Annotated in this window: 12 protein-coding genes and 1 tRNA gene; 11 read left to right on the top strand and 2 right to left on the bottom strand. The window is 63.2% G+C overall.

The window, feature by feature from the left end; all coding sequences use genetic code 11:
* The coding region (locus tag GQ57_RS36980) for an integrase core domain-containing protein (RefSeq protein WP_034200495.1) at positions 1–284 on the top strand (284 nt) is incomplete at its 5' end.
* Between the two features lie 53 nt (positions 285–337).
* Here the strand turns inward: GQ57_RS36980 and GQ57_RS44520 are convergent.
* Complete coding sequence (locus GQ57_RS44520) at positions 338–568, bottom strand: glycoside hydrolase family protein (RefSeq protein ID WP_425322022.1); 231 nt, start codon at positions 566–568, stop codon at positions 338–340.
* A 79-nt stretch (positions 569–647) separates the two neighbouring features.
* Positions 648–2,135 carry a site-specific integrase gene (locus GQ57_RS36970; protein ID WP_152603461.1) on the bottom strand — a complete coding sequence of 496 codons (1,488 nt, stop codon included), beginning with the start codon at positions 2,133–2,135 and terminating at the stop codon, positions 648–650.
* 90 nt (positions 2,136–2,225) lie between these two features.
* On the opposite strand from GQ57_RS36970, the gene GQ57_RS36965 reads away from it, so the two are divergent.
* The 10 genes from GQ57_RS36965 to GQ57_RS36920 form a co-directional block, all read left to right on the top strand.
* Positions 2,226–3,452, top strand: coding sequence for an NAD(P)/FAD-dependent oxidoreductase (locus GQ57_RS36965; protein WP_034200493.1), 1,227 nt, complete (start codon positions 2,226–2,228; stop codon positions 3,450–3,452).
* Positions 3,453–3,577: 125 nt separating this feature from the next.
* Positions 3,578–3,790, top strand: coding sequence for a 30S ribosomal protein S21 (rpsU, locus tag GQ57_RS36960; protein WP_006479415.1), 213 nt, complete (start codon positions 3,578–3,580; stop codon positions 3,788–3,790).
* A gap of 210 nt (positions 3,791–4,000) precedes the next feature.
* On the top strand, positions 4,001–4,447 hold the full coding sequence (locus GQ57_RS36955) for a GatB/YqeY domain-containing protein (protein ID WP_034200492.1): 447 nt from the start codon (positions 4,001–4,003) through the stop codon (positions 4,445–4,447).
* A 70-nt stretch (positions 4,448–4,517) separates the two neighbouring features.
* The gene (gene dnaG / locus GQ57_RS36950) at positions 4,518–6,383 is read left to right on the top strand and encodes a DNA primase (RefSeq protein WP_034200491.1); all 1,866 of its coding nucleotides are present in this window, start codon (positions 4,518–4,520) and stop codon (positions 6,381–6,383) included.
* A gap of 89 nt (positions 6,384–6,472) precedes the next feature.
* On the top strand, positions 6,473–8,890 hold the full coding sequence (rpoD, locus tag GQ57_RS36945) for an RNA polymerase sigma factor RpoD (RefSeq protein WP_075122956.1): 2,418 nt from the start codon (positions 6,473–6,475) through the stop codon (positions 8,888–8,890).
* A gap of 129 nt (positions 8,891–9,019) precedes the next feature.
* Positions 9,020–9,095, top strand: a tRNA-Ile gene (locus GQ57_RS36940).
* Between the two features lie 905 nt (positions 9,096–10,000).
* Positions 10,001–11,203: a serine hydrolase domain-containing protein gene (locus GQ57_RS36935; RefSeq protein ID WP_174923335.1), complete on the top strand. Its 1,203-nt coding sequence runs from the start codon at positions 10,001–10,003 to the stop codon at positions 11,201–11,203.
* 170 nt (positions 11,204–11,373) lie between these two features.
* Positions 11,374–12,537, top strand: a complete 1,164-nt coding sequence (locus GQ57_RS36930; protein WP_034200489.1) for an efflux RND transporter periplasmic adaptor subunit — start codon at positions 11,374–11,376, stop codon at positions 12,535–12,537.
* A gap of 258 nt (positions 12,538–12,795) precedes the next feature.
* Positions 12,796–13,908, top strand: coding sequence for an acyltransferase family protein (locus GQ57_RS36925; RefSeq protein WP_052001619.1), 1,113 nt, complete (start codon positions 12,796–12,798; stop codon positions 13,906–13,908).
* A 130-nt stretch (positions 13,909–14,038) separates the two neighbouring features.
* The coding region (locus GQ57_RS36920) for an efflux RND transporter permease subunit (RefSeq protein ID WP_034200487.1) at positions 14,039–16,222 on the top strand (2,184 nt) is incomplete at its 3' end.

Here is a 16,222-nt window from a genome sequence, read left to right as displayed (position 1 = left end):
GGTGCGACAACGGACCGGAGTACCTGAGTGAGGCGATCACGCAATGGGCCGGCCAGCACGGTATCGCGTTGAACTACATCCAGCCGGGCAAGCCGCAGCAGAACGCCTACGTGGAGCGCTTCAACCGCACGGTACGCCATGAATGGCTGTCCCAGTACTACTGGGACGACCTTGAGCACATCCAGCAGTTCGCCACGGAATGGATGTGGCAATACAATCATGAGCGCCCCAACATGGGCCTTGGTGGCATAACGCCAAAACAGCGGCTGGCCATGGTCGCTTAGCCTCTACTTCTGACTCGCGTTAAAAGCGGGGGTATTACCTCTGGACGGCTCTGTCAGCCTCGCTGATGTAAATAGCTACACACGTCGTCTGAGTACGTCTGACCGAGCCTCAGCGGCTTTCCATCTGGCGCGGTGCGTGCATGCCCATCGCACACTGTCGGGATGCCTACCGGATCAAGGTAGACCTTGTTTGAATGCCCCTCGAATTGGGCGATGAACAGCGCGGCGGCCACTGCGGCGGCACCTGCTACACGGGCGACAATGGCCCTGTTGATTTGTGGCATAGGAATCCTGAATAGAAAGACAAAATAAAAAGCCTGCGCTAACTGCTCGCGGGCTTGTGTTCTGCAACGACTGGTTTGGTTATCGCGTGATTGGCGGCAGCGTTACGCCGTGAACCTCGTACTTCTCCATGGCTTCCACAAGTGGGAGGAGCGGATAGAACTCGCCGCCGTAGTTGCTTGAGGCGTCGCCGTCGCTATGGCCCTGCAAGGCGTCTGCAATTTCCTTCGTGATCCCATGATCCCGGCATACATCTTTGAATGTGTGGCGGAAGCTGTGAAACACCATCTTAGGGTCGCTCGGATTGCAGTACTTGCGCAAATATTCACGAATCCACCATAGCGACCATGTGCCAGATTCCACACCGAACTTGTCGGCTTTCATCTCGTAGAACACACGCTGCTTGTCTCGCCGGGATGCCACAAACTCCACGAATCCCCGCTGCACAATCTGGCGATGCAAAGGAATTCTCCGGATTGACCCAGCAGTTTTAACGCCCTGCTGACGTTCTTCATTGTGGGTCAATCTCATCACCCAACATGATTGACGTTGCCCGCTGGCAGCGATGTACGTTTCCTCATAGATGTCGTCCGGGTGTAGCTGGCTCAGTTCTTCGACGCGCGCACCTGTGTACAGTCCTAGAATCGGGAGCCAGTACGTAGCCGGAGACGCCCCGACTCCAGACCATGCGGGACGCTCACCGAGGTAGGCAGGTCCAGAGAAAATCTGATCGAGTGTTGGCGTGTCAAACGATGGGCGCGCGGCCTTGCGCGCGCGCCGCACCTTAACGTCTACACGCACCCCGGCGCAGGGGTTGTCGTCTCGCCATGCACGACTAACGGCGACCGAGAACATCGAACCAAGTTGCGTAACGCACGTTTGAACTACATTCGTGGAAAAGCCCGCGTCGGTAAGCTTGTCTTTGAACAGCACGACGTGGGCCTTTGTCACCAAAGCAGCATCCAGATTACCTACGAATTTAACGAAACGGTCAATAACGCGTGCATGTGATGCGACGGTCTTGGGGGCCGGGGAACGTGCTTTCTCCCATTCCGCAAACAGCGCATCCATGTTGCGGCCGGTTTCTCGCGCGTGTGCCGCTGCAACGGCAGAAGATACGCGCGCCTTTCCGACAGCGTTCGACGCCTGGAGCGACGCCCGTTCGGCTTCTCCCTCGTACTTCGCTAATTCATCCGGATTAAGTAACTGGGTATGCGCGCAGTGTTCGACAACGCGGGCAGCGCGGTACATGACCATCCGCTCAAACATTGCCTCCTCGTGTTCGAAAAACCATGCGTCCCGGTCCTCCTCTTCCTGTGCCTCAAGCTGCTCTAGAGGGAGACCGTCCCAATATTTCGGATACGTCTTGTTCTCGATCGCACGGCGGTGATCGGCAAACATGACGGCGTAAGCAAGATCGTGCACGTTACAAAGTTCAGTTGCCTTGGCTCTACTGTCCACGCCCAGCGCAAATTTGATTACCTTTTTGCCCATATGCTCGACCAGATCGAGCGGAACCCGGCGGCGGTAGTAATATCGCGTCCCAACCTTGTGCAAATGTGCGCTCATGCGTGACCCGTGTGTACCGTACATGTGTACTAGCTATTCCCGCCAAAGCCTTACTGGGCGGGGCTCAATCGTACATCGGACGTTTGAATTGTGTCCCAAGAAACCTATGACATCGCCGTGATCGGCGCGGGCGCCGCCGGGATGATGAGCGCCGCGGTTGCCGGGCAGCTCGGTCGCCGCGTCGTGCTGATCGATCACGCGCCGCGGCTCGCCGAGAAGATCCGCATCTCGGGCGGCGGCCGCTGCAATTTCACGAACCTGTACGCCGGCCCCGACAACTATCTGTCGGCGAATCCGCATTTCGCGCGTTCCGCGCTGGCGCGCTATACGCCGCGGGACTTCCTCGGCCTGCTCAAGCGCCATCACGTGACCTGGCACGAAAAGCACAAGGGCCAGCTCTTTTGCGACCACGGCAGCGACGCGATCATCGACGTGCTGAAGCACGAGTGCGACGCGGGCGGCATCGCGTGGCGCCGGCCCGTCGTCGTCGACGCGGTGCGCCACGCGCCGGCCGACGGCTTCACGCTCGACACGCAGCAGGCGGGACAGATCGGCGCGCGTGCGCTGATCGTCGCGACCGGCGGGCTGTCGATCCCGAAGATCGGCGCGACCGATTTCGGCTACCGGCTCGCGAAGCAGTTCGGCCACAAGCTCGTCGATACGCGGCCCGCGCTCGTGCCGCTCACGTTCGCGCCGCAGGACTGGGAGCCGTTCGCGGCGTTGTCGGGCGTGTCGCTCGAAGTGCGCGTATCGACCGGCGACAGGAAGCGCGGCGGCGAATTCGTCGAGGACCTGCTGCTGACGCATCGCGGGCTGTCCGGGCCCGGCATCCTGCAGATCTCGAGCTACTGGCAGCCGGGCGACCCGATCCGCGTCGACCTGCTGCCGCAGCGCGACACGGTGGCCGACCTGCTCGAAGCGAAACGCACGTCGAAGCGCCAGATCGGCTCGCTGCTGGCGGACTGGGTGCCGTCGCGCCTCGCGCATGCGTGGCTCGACACCCATCGCGTCGCCGCCGACGCGCGGCTCGCGGACCTGCCCGACAAGACGCTGCGCCAGGTCGGCGACGCGTTGTCCGGCTGGACGCTGACGCCGAACGGCACCGAGGGCTACAAGAAGGCCGAGGTGACGAAAGGCGGGGTCGATACACGGGAGCTTTCGTCGGCGACGATGATGAGCGCGCGCGTGCCCGGGCTGTTCTTCGTCGGCGAGGCGGTGGACGTGACGGGCTGGCTCGGCGGCTACAACTTCCAGTGGGCGTGGGCGTCCGGCACGGCGGCCGGCCAGGCCGCGGCGGAGTATTCGCGCGACGCGTGACGTGAGTGACGTGACCTGATGTGCGGGGCGGGCGCCGGTTTGACGGGGCCGGGCCCCGTGCCTTTGGGTAATCGCTCTGCTATACTCGGTAGCCTTTCCCTGCAAACCTTTATTCGTGTCGGATCATGACGATCATTCGCGTTAAAGAGAACGAGCCGTTCGAAGTTGCAATGCGTCGCTTCAAGCGCACGATCGAGAAGAACGGTCTGCTGACCGAGCTTCGTGCGCGCGAGTTCTACGAGAAGCCGACTGCGGAGCGCAAGCGCAAGAAGGCTGCTGCAGTGAAGCGTCATTACAAGCGTATCCGCAGCCAGACGCTGCCGAAGAAGCTGTACTGACCGATTGGGCGCCGCGCGGTTCGCTGAGCGGCGCACCGGCGGCCCCGCGCGATCCGGCGAGATCGCGGGCGACCGGCGCCATTGCGCGGCCGGTCGCGCGAGCCGCCGATGCCGGATTCGAGCAACCCGCTTGAGACACTGTCCCAAGCGGGTTTTTGTGTTGACGTCCGCTTGCGGGCGTCGGATTCACGTTTCCATTCCGGGTGAAAGATGAGTTTGAAAGAGCAGATCAGCGAAGACATGAAGGCCGCGATGCGCGCGAAGGAAAGCGAGCGCCTGGCAACGATTCGCCTGCTGATGGCCGCGATCAAGCAGCGCGAGGTCGATGATCGGATCACCCTCGACGACGCGGGCATCACGGCCGTGATCGACAAGATGATCAAGCAGCGCAAGGATTCGATCAGCCAGTTCCAGGCCGCCGGCCGCGACGATCTCGTCGAGAAGGAGCAGGCCGAGCTGGCCGTGCTGGGCGCCTACATGCCCGCGCAGCTGTCGGATGCCGAAGTGGCGGCCGAAGTGCAGGCGGCGGTCGCGCAGACCGGCGCGGCAGGCCCGCAGGACATGGGCAAGGTGATGGGCGTGCTGAAGGGCAAGCTCGCCGGCCGCGCCGACATGACGGCCGTTTCCGCGCAGGTCAAGGCCGCGCTCACGAAGTAACCTCCGTGCCCGGCGCGCCCAGCGATGCGCGCGCCGGGCGTCGTATTGTCTTTTTTCGCTCGATCCCACGGTGATTCCGCATTCGTTCCTGCAGGATTTGCTGAACCGCGTCGATATCGTCGACGTGGTGGGCCGCTACGTGCAGCTCAAGAAGGGCGGCGCCAACTTCATGGGGCTGTGCCCGTTTCATAACGAGAAAAGCCCGTCGTTTACCGTCAGCCCCACCAAGCAGTTCTATCATTGCTTCGGTTGCGGGGCGCACGGCACGGCGATCGGCTTCCTGATGGAACACGCGGGGCTCACGTTCCCGGAAGCCGTGCAGGAGCTCGCGCAGTCCGTCGGGCTGACCGTGCCGCACGAGCCGTCGATGCGTGGCGGCGGAGGTGGCGGCGACTACCTGGCGCCGGTGTCGAAATCGGTTGCGACCGCGTTGTCCGATGCGATGACCGCCGCGTGCGACTACTACCGCAAGCAGTTGCGCGGCGCGACCGTCGCGATCCAGTATCTGAAGAATCGGGGCCTGACCGGCGAGATCGCCGCGCGCTTCGGGCTCGGCTATGCGCCCGACGGCTGGCAGAACCTCGAGGCTGCGTTTCCCGACTATCGCGACGAGTCGCTCGTCGAGTCGGGGCTCGTGATCGTCAGCGAGAAAACCGATGCGCAGGGCGTCGCGCGCCGCTACGACCGGTTCCGCGAGCGGATCATGTTCCCGATCCGCAACGTGAAGGGGCAGGTGATCGGCTTCGGCGGCCGCGTGCTCGGCAGCGGCGAGCCGAAGTACCTGAATTCGCCCGAGACGCCGCTGTTCAACAAGGGCAGCGAACTGTACGGCCTGTTCGAGGCGCGGCTCGCGATTCGCGAGCGCAAGTACGTGCTGGTCGTCGAGGGCTACATGGACGTCGTCGCGCTCGCGCAGCTCGGGTTCCCGAACGCGGTCGCGACGCTCGGCACCGCGTGCACGCCGATTCACGTGCAGAAGCTGCTGCGCCAGACCGACACGGTCATTTTCAGTTTCGACGGCGATTCGGCCGGGCGGCGCGCGGCCCGGCGTGCGCTCGAGGCATGCCTGCCGCATGCGGGAGACAACCGCACGATCCGGTTCCTTTTTCTGCCGGCCGAGCACGATCCGGACAGCTATGTACGCGAGTTCGGCGCGGATGCGTTCTCCGAGCAGGTCGAGCGCGCGATGCCGCTGTCGCAATTTCTGCTGAACGAAGCAATCGCCGGCAAGGCGCTCGATCAGCCGGAAGGGCGCGCCAAGGCGCTGTTCGATGCGAAGCCGATGCTGCAGGCGCTGCCCGCGAACGCGTTGCGCGCGCAGATCATGCACATGTTCGCCGACCGTCTCGATATCCCGTTCGAAGAGGTGGCGGGGCTGTCCGACGTCGATACGCGGATCGCGGCGCCGCCGCGCCAGGCGCCCCCGCGCAGCGAGCGGCGCCGTGTGACGGACAGCGAAAAGCGCGCGCTGCGCACACTGGTGATGCATCCGCGCATCGCGTCGCAGCTCGACGACGAGCAGCTTGCGACCCTGCGCGCGTTGCCGCGCATCGGCGAACTGTTCGCGGAGGTCGTCGATCATGCGCGCGCGCTGGGCGAAGGCGCGGAGTTCCGGCTGCTGTCCGATGTCCTGCGGACGTCCTCGAACGGGGCGACTTACGAGGAAATCTTCCGCGAAATTCTGGACTATGATGAAAACGTCCGCGATTTGCTGTTACAGAATCCGGAAGACGAGACGGTGCCCGAGCGGCAGCGTGAACAGGAACGGATCGCGGGGGAGGAGCTGCAGGCCGCGGTGCTCAAGATGCGTTACGACGCCTGCTGCGACCGGCTTGACAGGCTGGCACGGCAATCCACCCTCACACCCGAGGAATTGGCCGAATTGACGGAATTGAACCAGCAGCGAACCGACATGAAGCGTCGGCTCGGGCTGTAGGGCGGCCGGGGAGCTTAGAGAGGGTTCCCCAGCGTGCTATAATATAAGGTTTCCAGCGGTTTGTTTTCCAAGCAGAGGCGAGAATCGCGATGGCAAAGACGACAGGCGGAAAGAAAGCAGCAGGCAAGGGCTCGACGGAGCCGACCAAAAAGGTCACAGCGGCCAAGTCTGCCTCTTCCGCCCGGACAGCGTCTTCAGCCACGTCAGCTCCTGCAGGAAAAAAAACCGCGGCCGGCACTGCTCAGGCTGCGCCGGCGCCGGCAGCCAGAACACGGGCTGCCGCCAGACCCGACTCCGGGCCGGCCAAGCCGGCGGCGAAGCGGGCAAGTGCGAAAAGCGCAAGGGACACGACTGCCGCCGCGGACGAAACGGCAGTACGTACTACTCATGCACCCACGGTTCAACCGGCTGTCGTCCAGCAGCCGCGAGTCGATATAGCCGGTACGGCGAACTCCATGACCAAAAAGCTGAACGAAGTATCCGTCGAAGACGACGCAAATCAGAGCGACGAGCAGCCCGCAGCGGCGGCTGCACCGGGCAAATCCAAGGTGCGCGACCGTCGCGCCAAGGAAAAGGCGCTGCTGAAGGAAGCGTTCGCGACGAGCACGCCGGGCACGGCCGAGGAGCTCGAAGAGCGCCGCGTGAAACTGCGCGCGCTGATCAAGCTCGGCAAGGAGCGCGGCTTCCTGACGTACGCCGAAATCAACGACCACCTGCCGGACAACTTCACCGAGACCGAAGCCCTCGAAGGCATCATCGGCACGTTCAACGACATGGGCGTGGCGGTCTACGAGCAGGCGCCGGACGCGGAAACGCTGCTCCTGAACGACAACGCGCCGGCCGCGTCGTCGGACGATGAAGTCGAGGAAGAAGCGGAAGTCGCGCTGTCCACCGTCGATTCGGAATTCGGCCGCACGACCGATCCGGTCCGGATGTACATGCGCGAAATGGGGACGGTCGAGCTGCTCACGCGCGAAGGCGAAATCGAGATCGCGAAGCGGATCGAGGACGGCCTGCGCCACATGGTGATGGCGATTTCCGCATGCCCGACGACGATCGCCGACATCCTCGCGATGGCCGAACGCGTCGCGAACGAAGAGATCCGCGTCGACGAGCTCGTCGACGGCCTGCTCGATCCGAACGCTTCGGACTCCGCCGATACCGACGGCTTCTCCGCGAAGGAAGCGGAAGCCATCGAGAACGAGGACGAGGACGCCGAAGAGGAAGAGGAAGAAGAGGAAGAGGAGGACGATGACGGCGCCGCGCAGGCGACGGCCAACGCCGCCCAGCTCGAAGCCCTCAAGCGCGCATCGCTCGAGAAGTTCGCGCAGATCAGCGAGTGGTTCGACAAGATGCGCCGCGCGTTCGAGAAGGAAGGCTACAAGTCGAAGTCCTACCTGAAGGCGCAGGAAACGATCCAGACCGAGCTGATGACGATCCGCTTCACCGCGCGTACCGTCGAGCGTCTGTGCGATACGCTGCGTGCGCAGGTGGACGAAGTGCGTCAGGTCGAACGCCAGATCCTGCACATCGTCGTCGACAAGTGCGGCATGCCGCGTTCGGAGTTCATCGCGCGCTTCCCGGGTAGCGAGACGGATCTCGACTGGGCCGACAAGATCACGAACGAAGGTCATTCGTACAGCGCGGTGCTGTCGCGCAACATCCCGGCGATCCGCGAACAGCAGCAACGCCTGCTCGACCTGCAGGCGCGCGTCGTGCTGCCGCTGAAGGACCTGAAGGAAACCAACCGCCAGATGGCGGCCGGCGAACTGAAGGCGCGCCAGGCGAAGCGCGAGATGACCGAGGCGAACCTGCGTCTCGTGATCTCGATCGCGAAGAAGTACACGAACCGCGGCCTGCAGTTCCTCGACCTGATCCAGGAAGGCAACATCGGCCTGATGAAGGCGGTGGACAAGTTCGAATACCGTCGCGGCTACAAGTTCTCGACGTATGCGACGTGGTGGATCCGCCAGGCCATTACGCGTTCGATCGCCGATCAGGCGCGCACGATCCGTATCCCGGTTCACATGATCGAGACGATCAACAAGATGAACCGCATCTCGCGGCAGATCCTGCAGGAAACCGGTCTCGAGCCGGATCCGGCTACGCTCGCCGAGAAGATGGAGATGCCGGAAGACAAGATCCGCAAGATCATGAAGATCGCGAAGGAGCCGATCTCGATGGAAACGCCGATCGGCGACGACGACGATTCCCATCTCGGCGACTTCATCGAGGACACCAACACGGTCGCGCCGGCGGATGCCGCGCTGCATGCGAGCATGCGCGACGTCGTGAAGGACGTGCTCGATTCGCTGACGCCGCGCGAGGCGAAGGTGCTGCGGATGCGTTTCGGCATCGAGATGAGCACCGATCACACGCTCGAGGAAGTCGGCAAGCAGTTCGACGTCACGCGTGAGCGGATCCGTCAGATCGAGGCCAAGGCGCTGCGCAAGCTGCGTCACCCGAGCCGTTCCGACAAGCTGAAGTCGTTCCTCGAAGGGAACTGATTTCCAGCGTCTCTCCTGCGAACGCCGCCGGCATTTGCACAATGCCGGTGGCGTTTGTCTCCTTTGTTGTTACAATGCCGGCCCGGCTTCGTTGCCGGGGCGGCGTGTGACACGCTTCGCTTCTCATCAGGGCCTGTAGCTCAGCGGTTAGAGCAGTCGACTCATAATCGATTGGTCGCGGGTTCGAACCCCGCCGGGCCCACCAGATTCGCTTCCAGGGTTGTTCGGGGAAGCCGCGAAACCCGCGATGCCGAAAGGCTTCGCGGGTTTTTTGTTTTTGGCTGCGTCGAAGGGATTTCGTGGGCCGCCAGGGGGCGTGGCGGGCAGTATCGGGGGCAAGCATATCTTCCGCTGTCACCTGTTGCCCGTGGACCAGTGCAATGGCTTCGATCGATACCGCTAGTCGCTCGTTCGGCATCGAGGTCCGAACGCCTTGATGTAACGAATCCTGCGGCCGACGAAGCGTCGCTCCGTTCCCGCGCTTTCAGGCGTCGGGCGTGCCGATCGGGATGCGAAGGGTCCTGCCAAACTGGCGCTACTCAAAGACATGAGTCTTCACACCGGACGTGTTGACTCGAAGGTCACGCCCCTGTTGTATCGGCGAACCGATGTGCGGCCTTCGGTTGCTCCAGCCGGCGCGTGCGGAACGGGGCGCTGCCTCACACCTGTCGCAGCAGGTCGGCGGGGACCGTCCACCGCGGTCATGGTCGCCCGGGGAGCAGAATGGCTTTTCAAAACACCGATCGATACGATTGCGATCAGTATCGGCGCTGCTATCGGTTTGCCAATATTCCGGTCGCACATTTTCATCGATATTCATAACTGAAATTCACCTGATAACCCGTATATCCGATTCACCGAATATCACGCGATCGAGCTTCGGGGGATTGAATTGTTTGCGTCCGGGTGAGCCATGAACTTCAATCAAACGACCGAAGCGGCAACCCGCTCGAGCCGTGGCGTCGGAGCTGTTCGCCGCTCGCGCCGAGTGTGCACGGTCCGATTCGAGACATTTTCGTCCGCTATGAAAATACGGTCGGACGGCTTTTAATTTGTTTGGCCATTGACTTACTATGACTCGAAAATAATCTTCACTTAAAGGTAATTACGATGGCCTTTCAAGATAATTCGACGAATCAGGCGGCTGATCATTCGTATGTATCGACCTTGACGCAGCGCGTCGACGGCGTGCTCGAACGCACGTTGTCGGAGCAGCGCCTGGTCGGCGCCGTCATCCTGATTGCGCAGGCCGGGCAAGTGGTTTACCGGCGGGCAGCCGGCATGGCGGATCGCGAAGCCGGCAAGCCGATGCAGGAAGATGCGCTTTTCAGGCTGGCTTCCGTGTCGAAGCCGATCGTGTCGGTCGCGGCGCTGGCATTGATCGCGCAGGGGCGGCTGCAGATCGACGAGGACGTGACCCGGTGGTTGCCGGAATTCACGCCGCGGCTGCCCGACGGCACGCAGCCGCGCATCACGATTCGTCACCTCATGACCCACACCGCAGGCCTGTCCTACAAATTCTTCCAGGAGGAGAACGGCCCGTACGCGCGCGCCGGTGTGTCCGACGGGATGGACGGCAGCGACGTGAGCCTCCAGGAAAACGTACGGCGCATCGCCGCCGCGCCGTTGCTGTATCGACCGGGAAGCGAGTGGAAGTACTCGATCGCGACCGACGTCCTCGGCGCGGTCATCGAGCAAGTCACGCATTTGCCGCTCGACAAGGCCGTCGCCGAACTGGTGACAGGGCCGCTGGGCCTGCGCGACACGGCCTTCACGGCGGTGGACGAACGCCGGCTTGCCGTCGCGTACGCCGATGCTCCATCGGCGCCCCGGCGGCTCGGCGAACCCGATTTCGTTCCGTTCGTCGAAGGCACGGCCGGTTTCGACCTGTCGCCGAGTCGCGCATTGAATGCCGCCGCCTATCCGTCCGGCGGCGCCGGCATGGTCGGCTCCGCAGGAGACTTCCTGCGCCTGCTGGAAACGCTGCGCACGGGTGGGGCGCCGCTGCTGCCCGAGTCGCTGGTCCGGCAATTCACGACCAACCAGATCGGCGATTTGCCGATGGCCTTCTGGCCCGGCCGGGGCTTCGGCCTCGGCATCACGGTGCTGAAGGACCCCGTCGCGGCGCAGACGCCCGAATCCGCCGGAACCTGGCGCATGGGCGGCACCTACGGCCATTCGTGGTTCGTCGATCCGGTCAGGCAACTGAGCGTGGTGGCGTTCACGAATACGGCCCTGGAAGGGATGTCCGGCGCCTTCGTCGCCGAATTGTGCGAGGCCGTTTACGTGCCGGAGTTCAGCGCGGTCGAATAAAGCCTTCCGCACGACGTCGATCGCTTCGCCGCAGCGGCGCCGGTGCCGCTCGTTCCGGCGAGGAGCGCGCATGTGCTGCGTCCAGCGCCGCAATGGCGGAGCGCGCGTTCGACCGCGCGCGAGCGCCGAGCGGCCCGACATGATCTGCCGTACTCAACGAAGGGACGGACATGCCGCCCAAACGAAAGTACCCGATTGCGATTGCCGTCTTGCTGATCGTCGCGGCTGCCGGCGCGGCGACCGCCGTGCTCGGTCGCGGCGGTGCGATCACCCCGGTTCATGCGGAAGCCCGGCCCCCGGCCGCGGAGGTCGATGTCGCGGCTGCGGTGGCAAAGCGCATCGTGGATTGGCAAAGCTATTCCGGCCGGCTCGAAGCCATCGACAAGGTCGAGGTGCGGCCGCTGGTATCGGGGACGATCGTCGCGGTCCATTTCAAGGACGGCGCGCTGGTCAAGAAAGGCGACCCGCTCTTTACCATCGACCCTCGGCCATATGCCGTCGAGGTCGATCGCGCGCAAGCGCGGCTGGCGTCGGCACAGGCCCGATGCAGTTTCACGGGCGCGGACCTCGCGCGGGCGCAACGCCTGATCGTCGACAATGCGATCGCCAAACGGGATTTCGACGAAAAGCAGAATGCGTCGCGGGAGGCGGATGCGGACCTGAAGGCCGCGCAGGCCGCCCTGGAGGCAGCCCGGCTCAATCTCGGCTATACGCGGATCGTTGCCCCCTTCGCGGGACGGGTGTCTCGCGCCGAAATGACCGTGGGCAACATCGTTTTCCCCGGCGCATCTTCGCCGCCGTTGACGACGCTGGTATCGCTTTCGCCGATCTACGCGTCGTTCGATGTCGACGAGCAGACCTACCTGACCTATCTGAGCCGAAACGGCAAGGGCGCGATGCCCGTCATGCTGGGTCTGGCCGACGAAAGCGGTTATTCCCATCCGGGTTGGGTTTCGTCGATCGACAATCGCATCGATAGCGGGTCGGGCACCGTTCGTGTGCGGGCAATCTTCGACAACCCCGATGGCACGCTGCTGCCGGGGCTGTACGCCCGCGTGAAGATCAGCGGCAGCGAGCCTCATCCCGCGGTGCTGATCAGCGACGGCGCGATCGGCACCGATCAGGAAAAGAAGTTCGTCATGGTGGTCGATGCGCAAGACCGCGTGCAATATCGCGAGATCCTGCCGGGACACCTGCAGGACGGGCTGCGCATCGTCTCCCGCGGCTTGCAGCCCGGCGAACGCATCGTCGTCAACGGCCTGCAGCGCATTCGTCCCGGCGCCAGCGTGAAGCCCAACCTGATTCCGATGGCCGCCGACAGCGTCAGCGGCTAGCGAAGCACCCGTCACCACCCCGGCAGGATTCGGCGCCCGGATCGCTACGTCGCGGAAATCGCGGGCCATTCAGGCAAGCTGGCGTTGCCGTGGCGTCATCGCGCGCGGCAACGATAGCGCCGGCCGAGGTCGTCCGCCTGCCGGGAAGGTGTGCCACCGAATATTGCATCGATCTGTCGTGATTGAGCCATTTTCAATAAGGAGTGCTTTATGAATGACGCGATCAGGAATTCGTCCGTTCTACCTCATCACCATTTGATGAAATTGCCGTCGCTGACCGGGTTGCGTTTCGTCGCGGCTGCGCTCGTCTTCGGCTTTCATGCATCGTTGACACGGATCATCGGATTCAATCCATATGCCGACCACCAGGTTTCGCACGGGTTCAAGGTGCTGTTCGGGGAGGGCGGCTGGCTCGGCGTTTCGTTTTTCTTCGTGCTCAGCGGATTCGTGATCACGTGGTCGGCCAGGCCGGACGACACGGTCGGCAGCTTCATCTTCAGGCGCGTGCTGAAAATCTATCCGAATCACTTCGCGACCTGGGCATTGACGATGATCCTGTTCGGCGCATCCGTCACGCCGGCTTCGGTCTGGTTGCCGAACCTGTTGCTGGTTCATGCATGGGTTCCGAAAGACGAGGTCTATCTCGGCGTCAATGGGCCGTCGTGGTCGCTCTGTTGCGAACTGTTCTTCTACGTAATTTTCCCTTTTATTTTACCCAATATAAAAAGGATTCCTGAAAATAGATTATGGATATGGGCCGCGGCCATGGTGGTCGGGCTGTTCTCGTGCCAGTTGGCCGTCAATCTGCTGGTGCCGGGCACGCCGTGGGTGAACGCATGGCCGATCTCGGTGGAGCGCTGGTGGCTGTCCTACTTTTTCCCGCCGTTCCGGCTGTTCGAGTTCGTGCTGGGCATGCTGATGGCGCGCATCCTGATGGCGGGCCGCTGGATCGACCTGGGGCTCGTACCCGCATTCGGGCTGATGATCGCCGGCTATCTCCTCGCGATGTTCGTGCCGTTTCAATTCAGCTTCAATGCGGCGACGGTCGTTCCGATCGCGTTCCTGATTACATCGGTGGCGTCGGCCGACGTGACCGGGCGCAGGACCGGCTTCGCCGGGCGAACGATGAACTGGCTCGGCGACATCTCGTTCGGGATGTACATGATCCATCTGGTGATCCTGACGGCGGTGACGAACTGGCTGAACGGTCGCCTGCTGGGTACGCCGGCGGCAACGGCCCTCGTGCTGGCGGCTTTCGGCGCATCGGTGCTTGGCGGCTGGCTGCTCTTCGTCTGCATCGAGCGTCCGGTCATGCGCCGGTGGGGGAAGGTCGCACCCGGGAAGTCCGCGCTGATGGGCGCCGAAGTCTAGCCCGCCGTCGAACGACGGCGCACCGCATCCGGGCGGGGCGAGGCGGCTGAAGCCGCGCGTCCCGCCGGCACGCCTTGACTCCGGCAGCGGGGCGTCGCGGGAACCAATCCTGAACGATGGAACCTTGATCATGAACGTTTCGCGGTTTTTCGTCGACCGGCCGATTTTCGCCGGCGTCCTGTCGACGCTGATCCTGCTGGCCGGCGTCATATCGCTGTATTTCCTGCCGATCGCGGAGTATCCCGAGGTGGTGCCGCCGGTGATCGCCGTCAATGCGCAATACCCGGGCGCGAATCCGAAGGTGATCGCGGAGACGGTTGCGTCGCCGCTCGAGGAGCAGATCAACGGCGTCGAGGGCATGCTGTATATGCAGTCGCAGGCGAACAGCGACGGCACCCTGGCGCTCACGGTCACCTTCAAGGTCGGCACCGATCCGGACAAGGCGCAGCAACTCGTGCAGAACCGGGTTTCCCAGGCATTCCCGAAGCTGCCCGCCGACGTGCAGAGGCTTGGCGTGACGACCGTCAAATCGTCCACCACGCAGACCATCGCCGTGCATCTGGTTTCACCGGACAACCGCTACGACGTCAACTATCTTCGAAATTATGGAATTCTGAATATAAAAAGCCGGCTCGAGCGTATTCCCGGGGTCGGCGAAGTCAGAATCTGGGGCGGAGGGGACTATTCGATGCGGATCTGGCTCGATCCGCAGAAGATCGCGGCACGCGGGCTGACTGCGACCGACGTGGTCAACGCGATTCGCGAGCAGAACGTGCAGGTCGCGGCCGGCGTGATCGGGTCGCAGCCGATGCGCGGCAACGTGCCGTTGCAGCTGTCCGTCAATACGCGAGGTCGACTGCAATCCGAGGAGGAATTCGGCGCCATCGTGATCAAGACGGCGCCAGCCGGCGGCGTGACCTATCTGCGCGATGTCGCGCACATCGAGCTCGGTGCATCGGACTATGGCCTGAGATCGATGGTCGACGGCAAGCCCGCGGTGGGGTTCGGCATCTTTCAGGCGCCGGGCGGAAACGCGCTGGCAATTTCCGACCAGGTGCGCGCCACGATGGAGGAGGCCAAGGCGGACATGCCCGCCGGCGTCGACTACCGGATCGTCTTCGATCCGACCAAGTTCGTGCGCTCCAGCATCGCCGCCGTGGTTTCCACGCTGCTCGAAGCCGTTGCGCTGGTCGTGGTCGTCGTCATCCTGTTTCTGCAGACGTGGCGCGCGTCCATCATTCCGTTGCTGGCGGTGCCGGTTTCGATCGTCGGCACCTTCACGCTGCTGCTCATGTTCGGATTCTCGATCAACGCGCTGTCGTTGTTCGGAATGGTGCTGGCAATCGGGATCGTCGTCGACGACGCGATCGTGGTGGTGGAAAACGTCGAACGGAACATCGCCAAGGGGCTGTCGCCGAAGGATGCGACCTATCTCGCGATGAAGGAGGTGAGCACGCCGATCGTCGCGATCGCGCTGACGCTGTCGAGCGTGTTCGTCCCGCTGGCGTTCATGCCGGGACTGTCCGGCGAGTTCTACCGGCAATTCGCGCTGACCATTGCGATCTCGACGATCATCTCCGCGTTCAACTCCCTCACGCTGTCGCCCGCGTTGTCCGCGCTGTTGTTGAAGGGGCATAACGAACCGGAGGACGGCGTGACGCGTGTGATCCGGCGTTACCTCGGCGGATTCTTCGACGCGTTCAACCGGCTTTTCAAGCGCGGCTCGACGGCGTATGGAACGCGGCTCGACGGGCTGATCGGCCGCAAGGCGCTGGTCATGGGCATTTACGCCGTGCTGATCGGCATCACCATCCTGGTGGGCAGGATCGTTCCGACCGGGTTCGTGCCGGCGCAGGACAAGGAGTACCTGGTGGGCTTCGCGCAACTGCCGAACGGCGCGTCGCTCGACCGCACCGGGAAGGTGGTCGATACGATGGCCGACATCGCGCTGAAGCAGCCCGGGGTGGAAAGCATCCTCGAGTTTCCGGGCATGTCGGTGAACGGCCTGATGAATTCGTCGAGTGCGGGCACGGTATTCATCACGCTGAAACCGTTCGACAAGCGGGGTGACAAGGCGCTGTCCGCGCAGGCGATCGCAGACGCGCTGAATCGCAAGTACGCGGACATCAAGGAATCCTTCGTCGCGATCTTTCCGCCGCCGCCCATTCTAGGGTTCGGCACGCTCGGCGGGTTCAAGATGCAGGTCGAGGATCGCGGCGCGGTCGGTTATGCACGGCTCGCGGATGCGTCCAACGACTTCATCAAGCGCGCGCAGCAGGCGCCTGAACTCGGCCCGTTGTTCACGAGCTACCAG

Origin of the sequence: Burkholderia sp. MSh2 (genome assembly GCF_000731655.1) — a bacterium.
GTDB lineage: Bacteria > Pseudomonadota > Gammaproteobacteria > Burkholderiales > Burkholderiaceae > Burkholderia > Burkholderia paludis.
The sequence above is the reverse complement of the archived record's forward strand: the minus strand, read 5'-3'. Positions and strand labels throughout refer to the sequence as shown.

What these genes read in the sequence shown, in the direction of transcription:
- GQ57_RS44520 (WP_425322022.1), bottom strand. Translation starts at nt 568, where the DNA reads ATGCCACAAATCAACAGGGCCATTGTCGCCCGTGTAGCAGGTGCCGCC.
- GQ57_RS36970 (WP_152603461.1), bottom strand. Translation starts at nt 2,135, where the DNA reads ATGAGCGCACATTTGCACAAGGTTGGGACGCGATATTACTACCGCCGC.
- rpsU (WP_006479415.1), top strand. Translation starts at nt 3,578, where the DNA reads ATGACGATCATTCGCGTTAAAGAGAACGAGCCGTTCGAAGTTGCAATG.
- GQ57_RS36955 (WP_034200492.1), top strand. Translation starts at nt 4,001, where the DNA reads ATGAGTTTGAAAGAGCAGATCAGCGAAGACATGAAGGCCGCGATGCGC.
- rpoD (WP_075122956.1), top strand. Translation starts at nt 6,473, where the DNA reads ATGGCAAAGACGACAGGCGGAAAGAAAGCAGCAGGCAAGGGCTCGACG.
- GQ57_RS36935 (WP_174923335.1), top strand. Translation starts at nt 10,001, where the DNA reads ATGGCCTTTCAAGATAATTCGACGAATCAGGCGGCTGATCATTCGTAT.
- GQ57_RS36930 (WP_034200489.1), top strand. Translation starts at nt 11,374, where the DNA reads ATGCCGCCCAAACGAAAGTACCCGATTGCGATTGCCGTCTTGCTGATC.
- GQ57_RS36925 (WP_052001619.1), top strand. Translation starts at nt 12,796, where the DNA reads ATGAAATTGCCGTCGCTGACCGGGTTGCGTTTCGTCGCGGCTGCGCTC.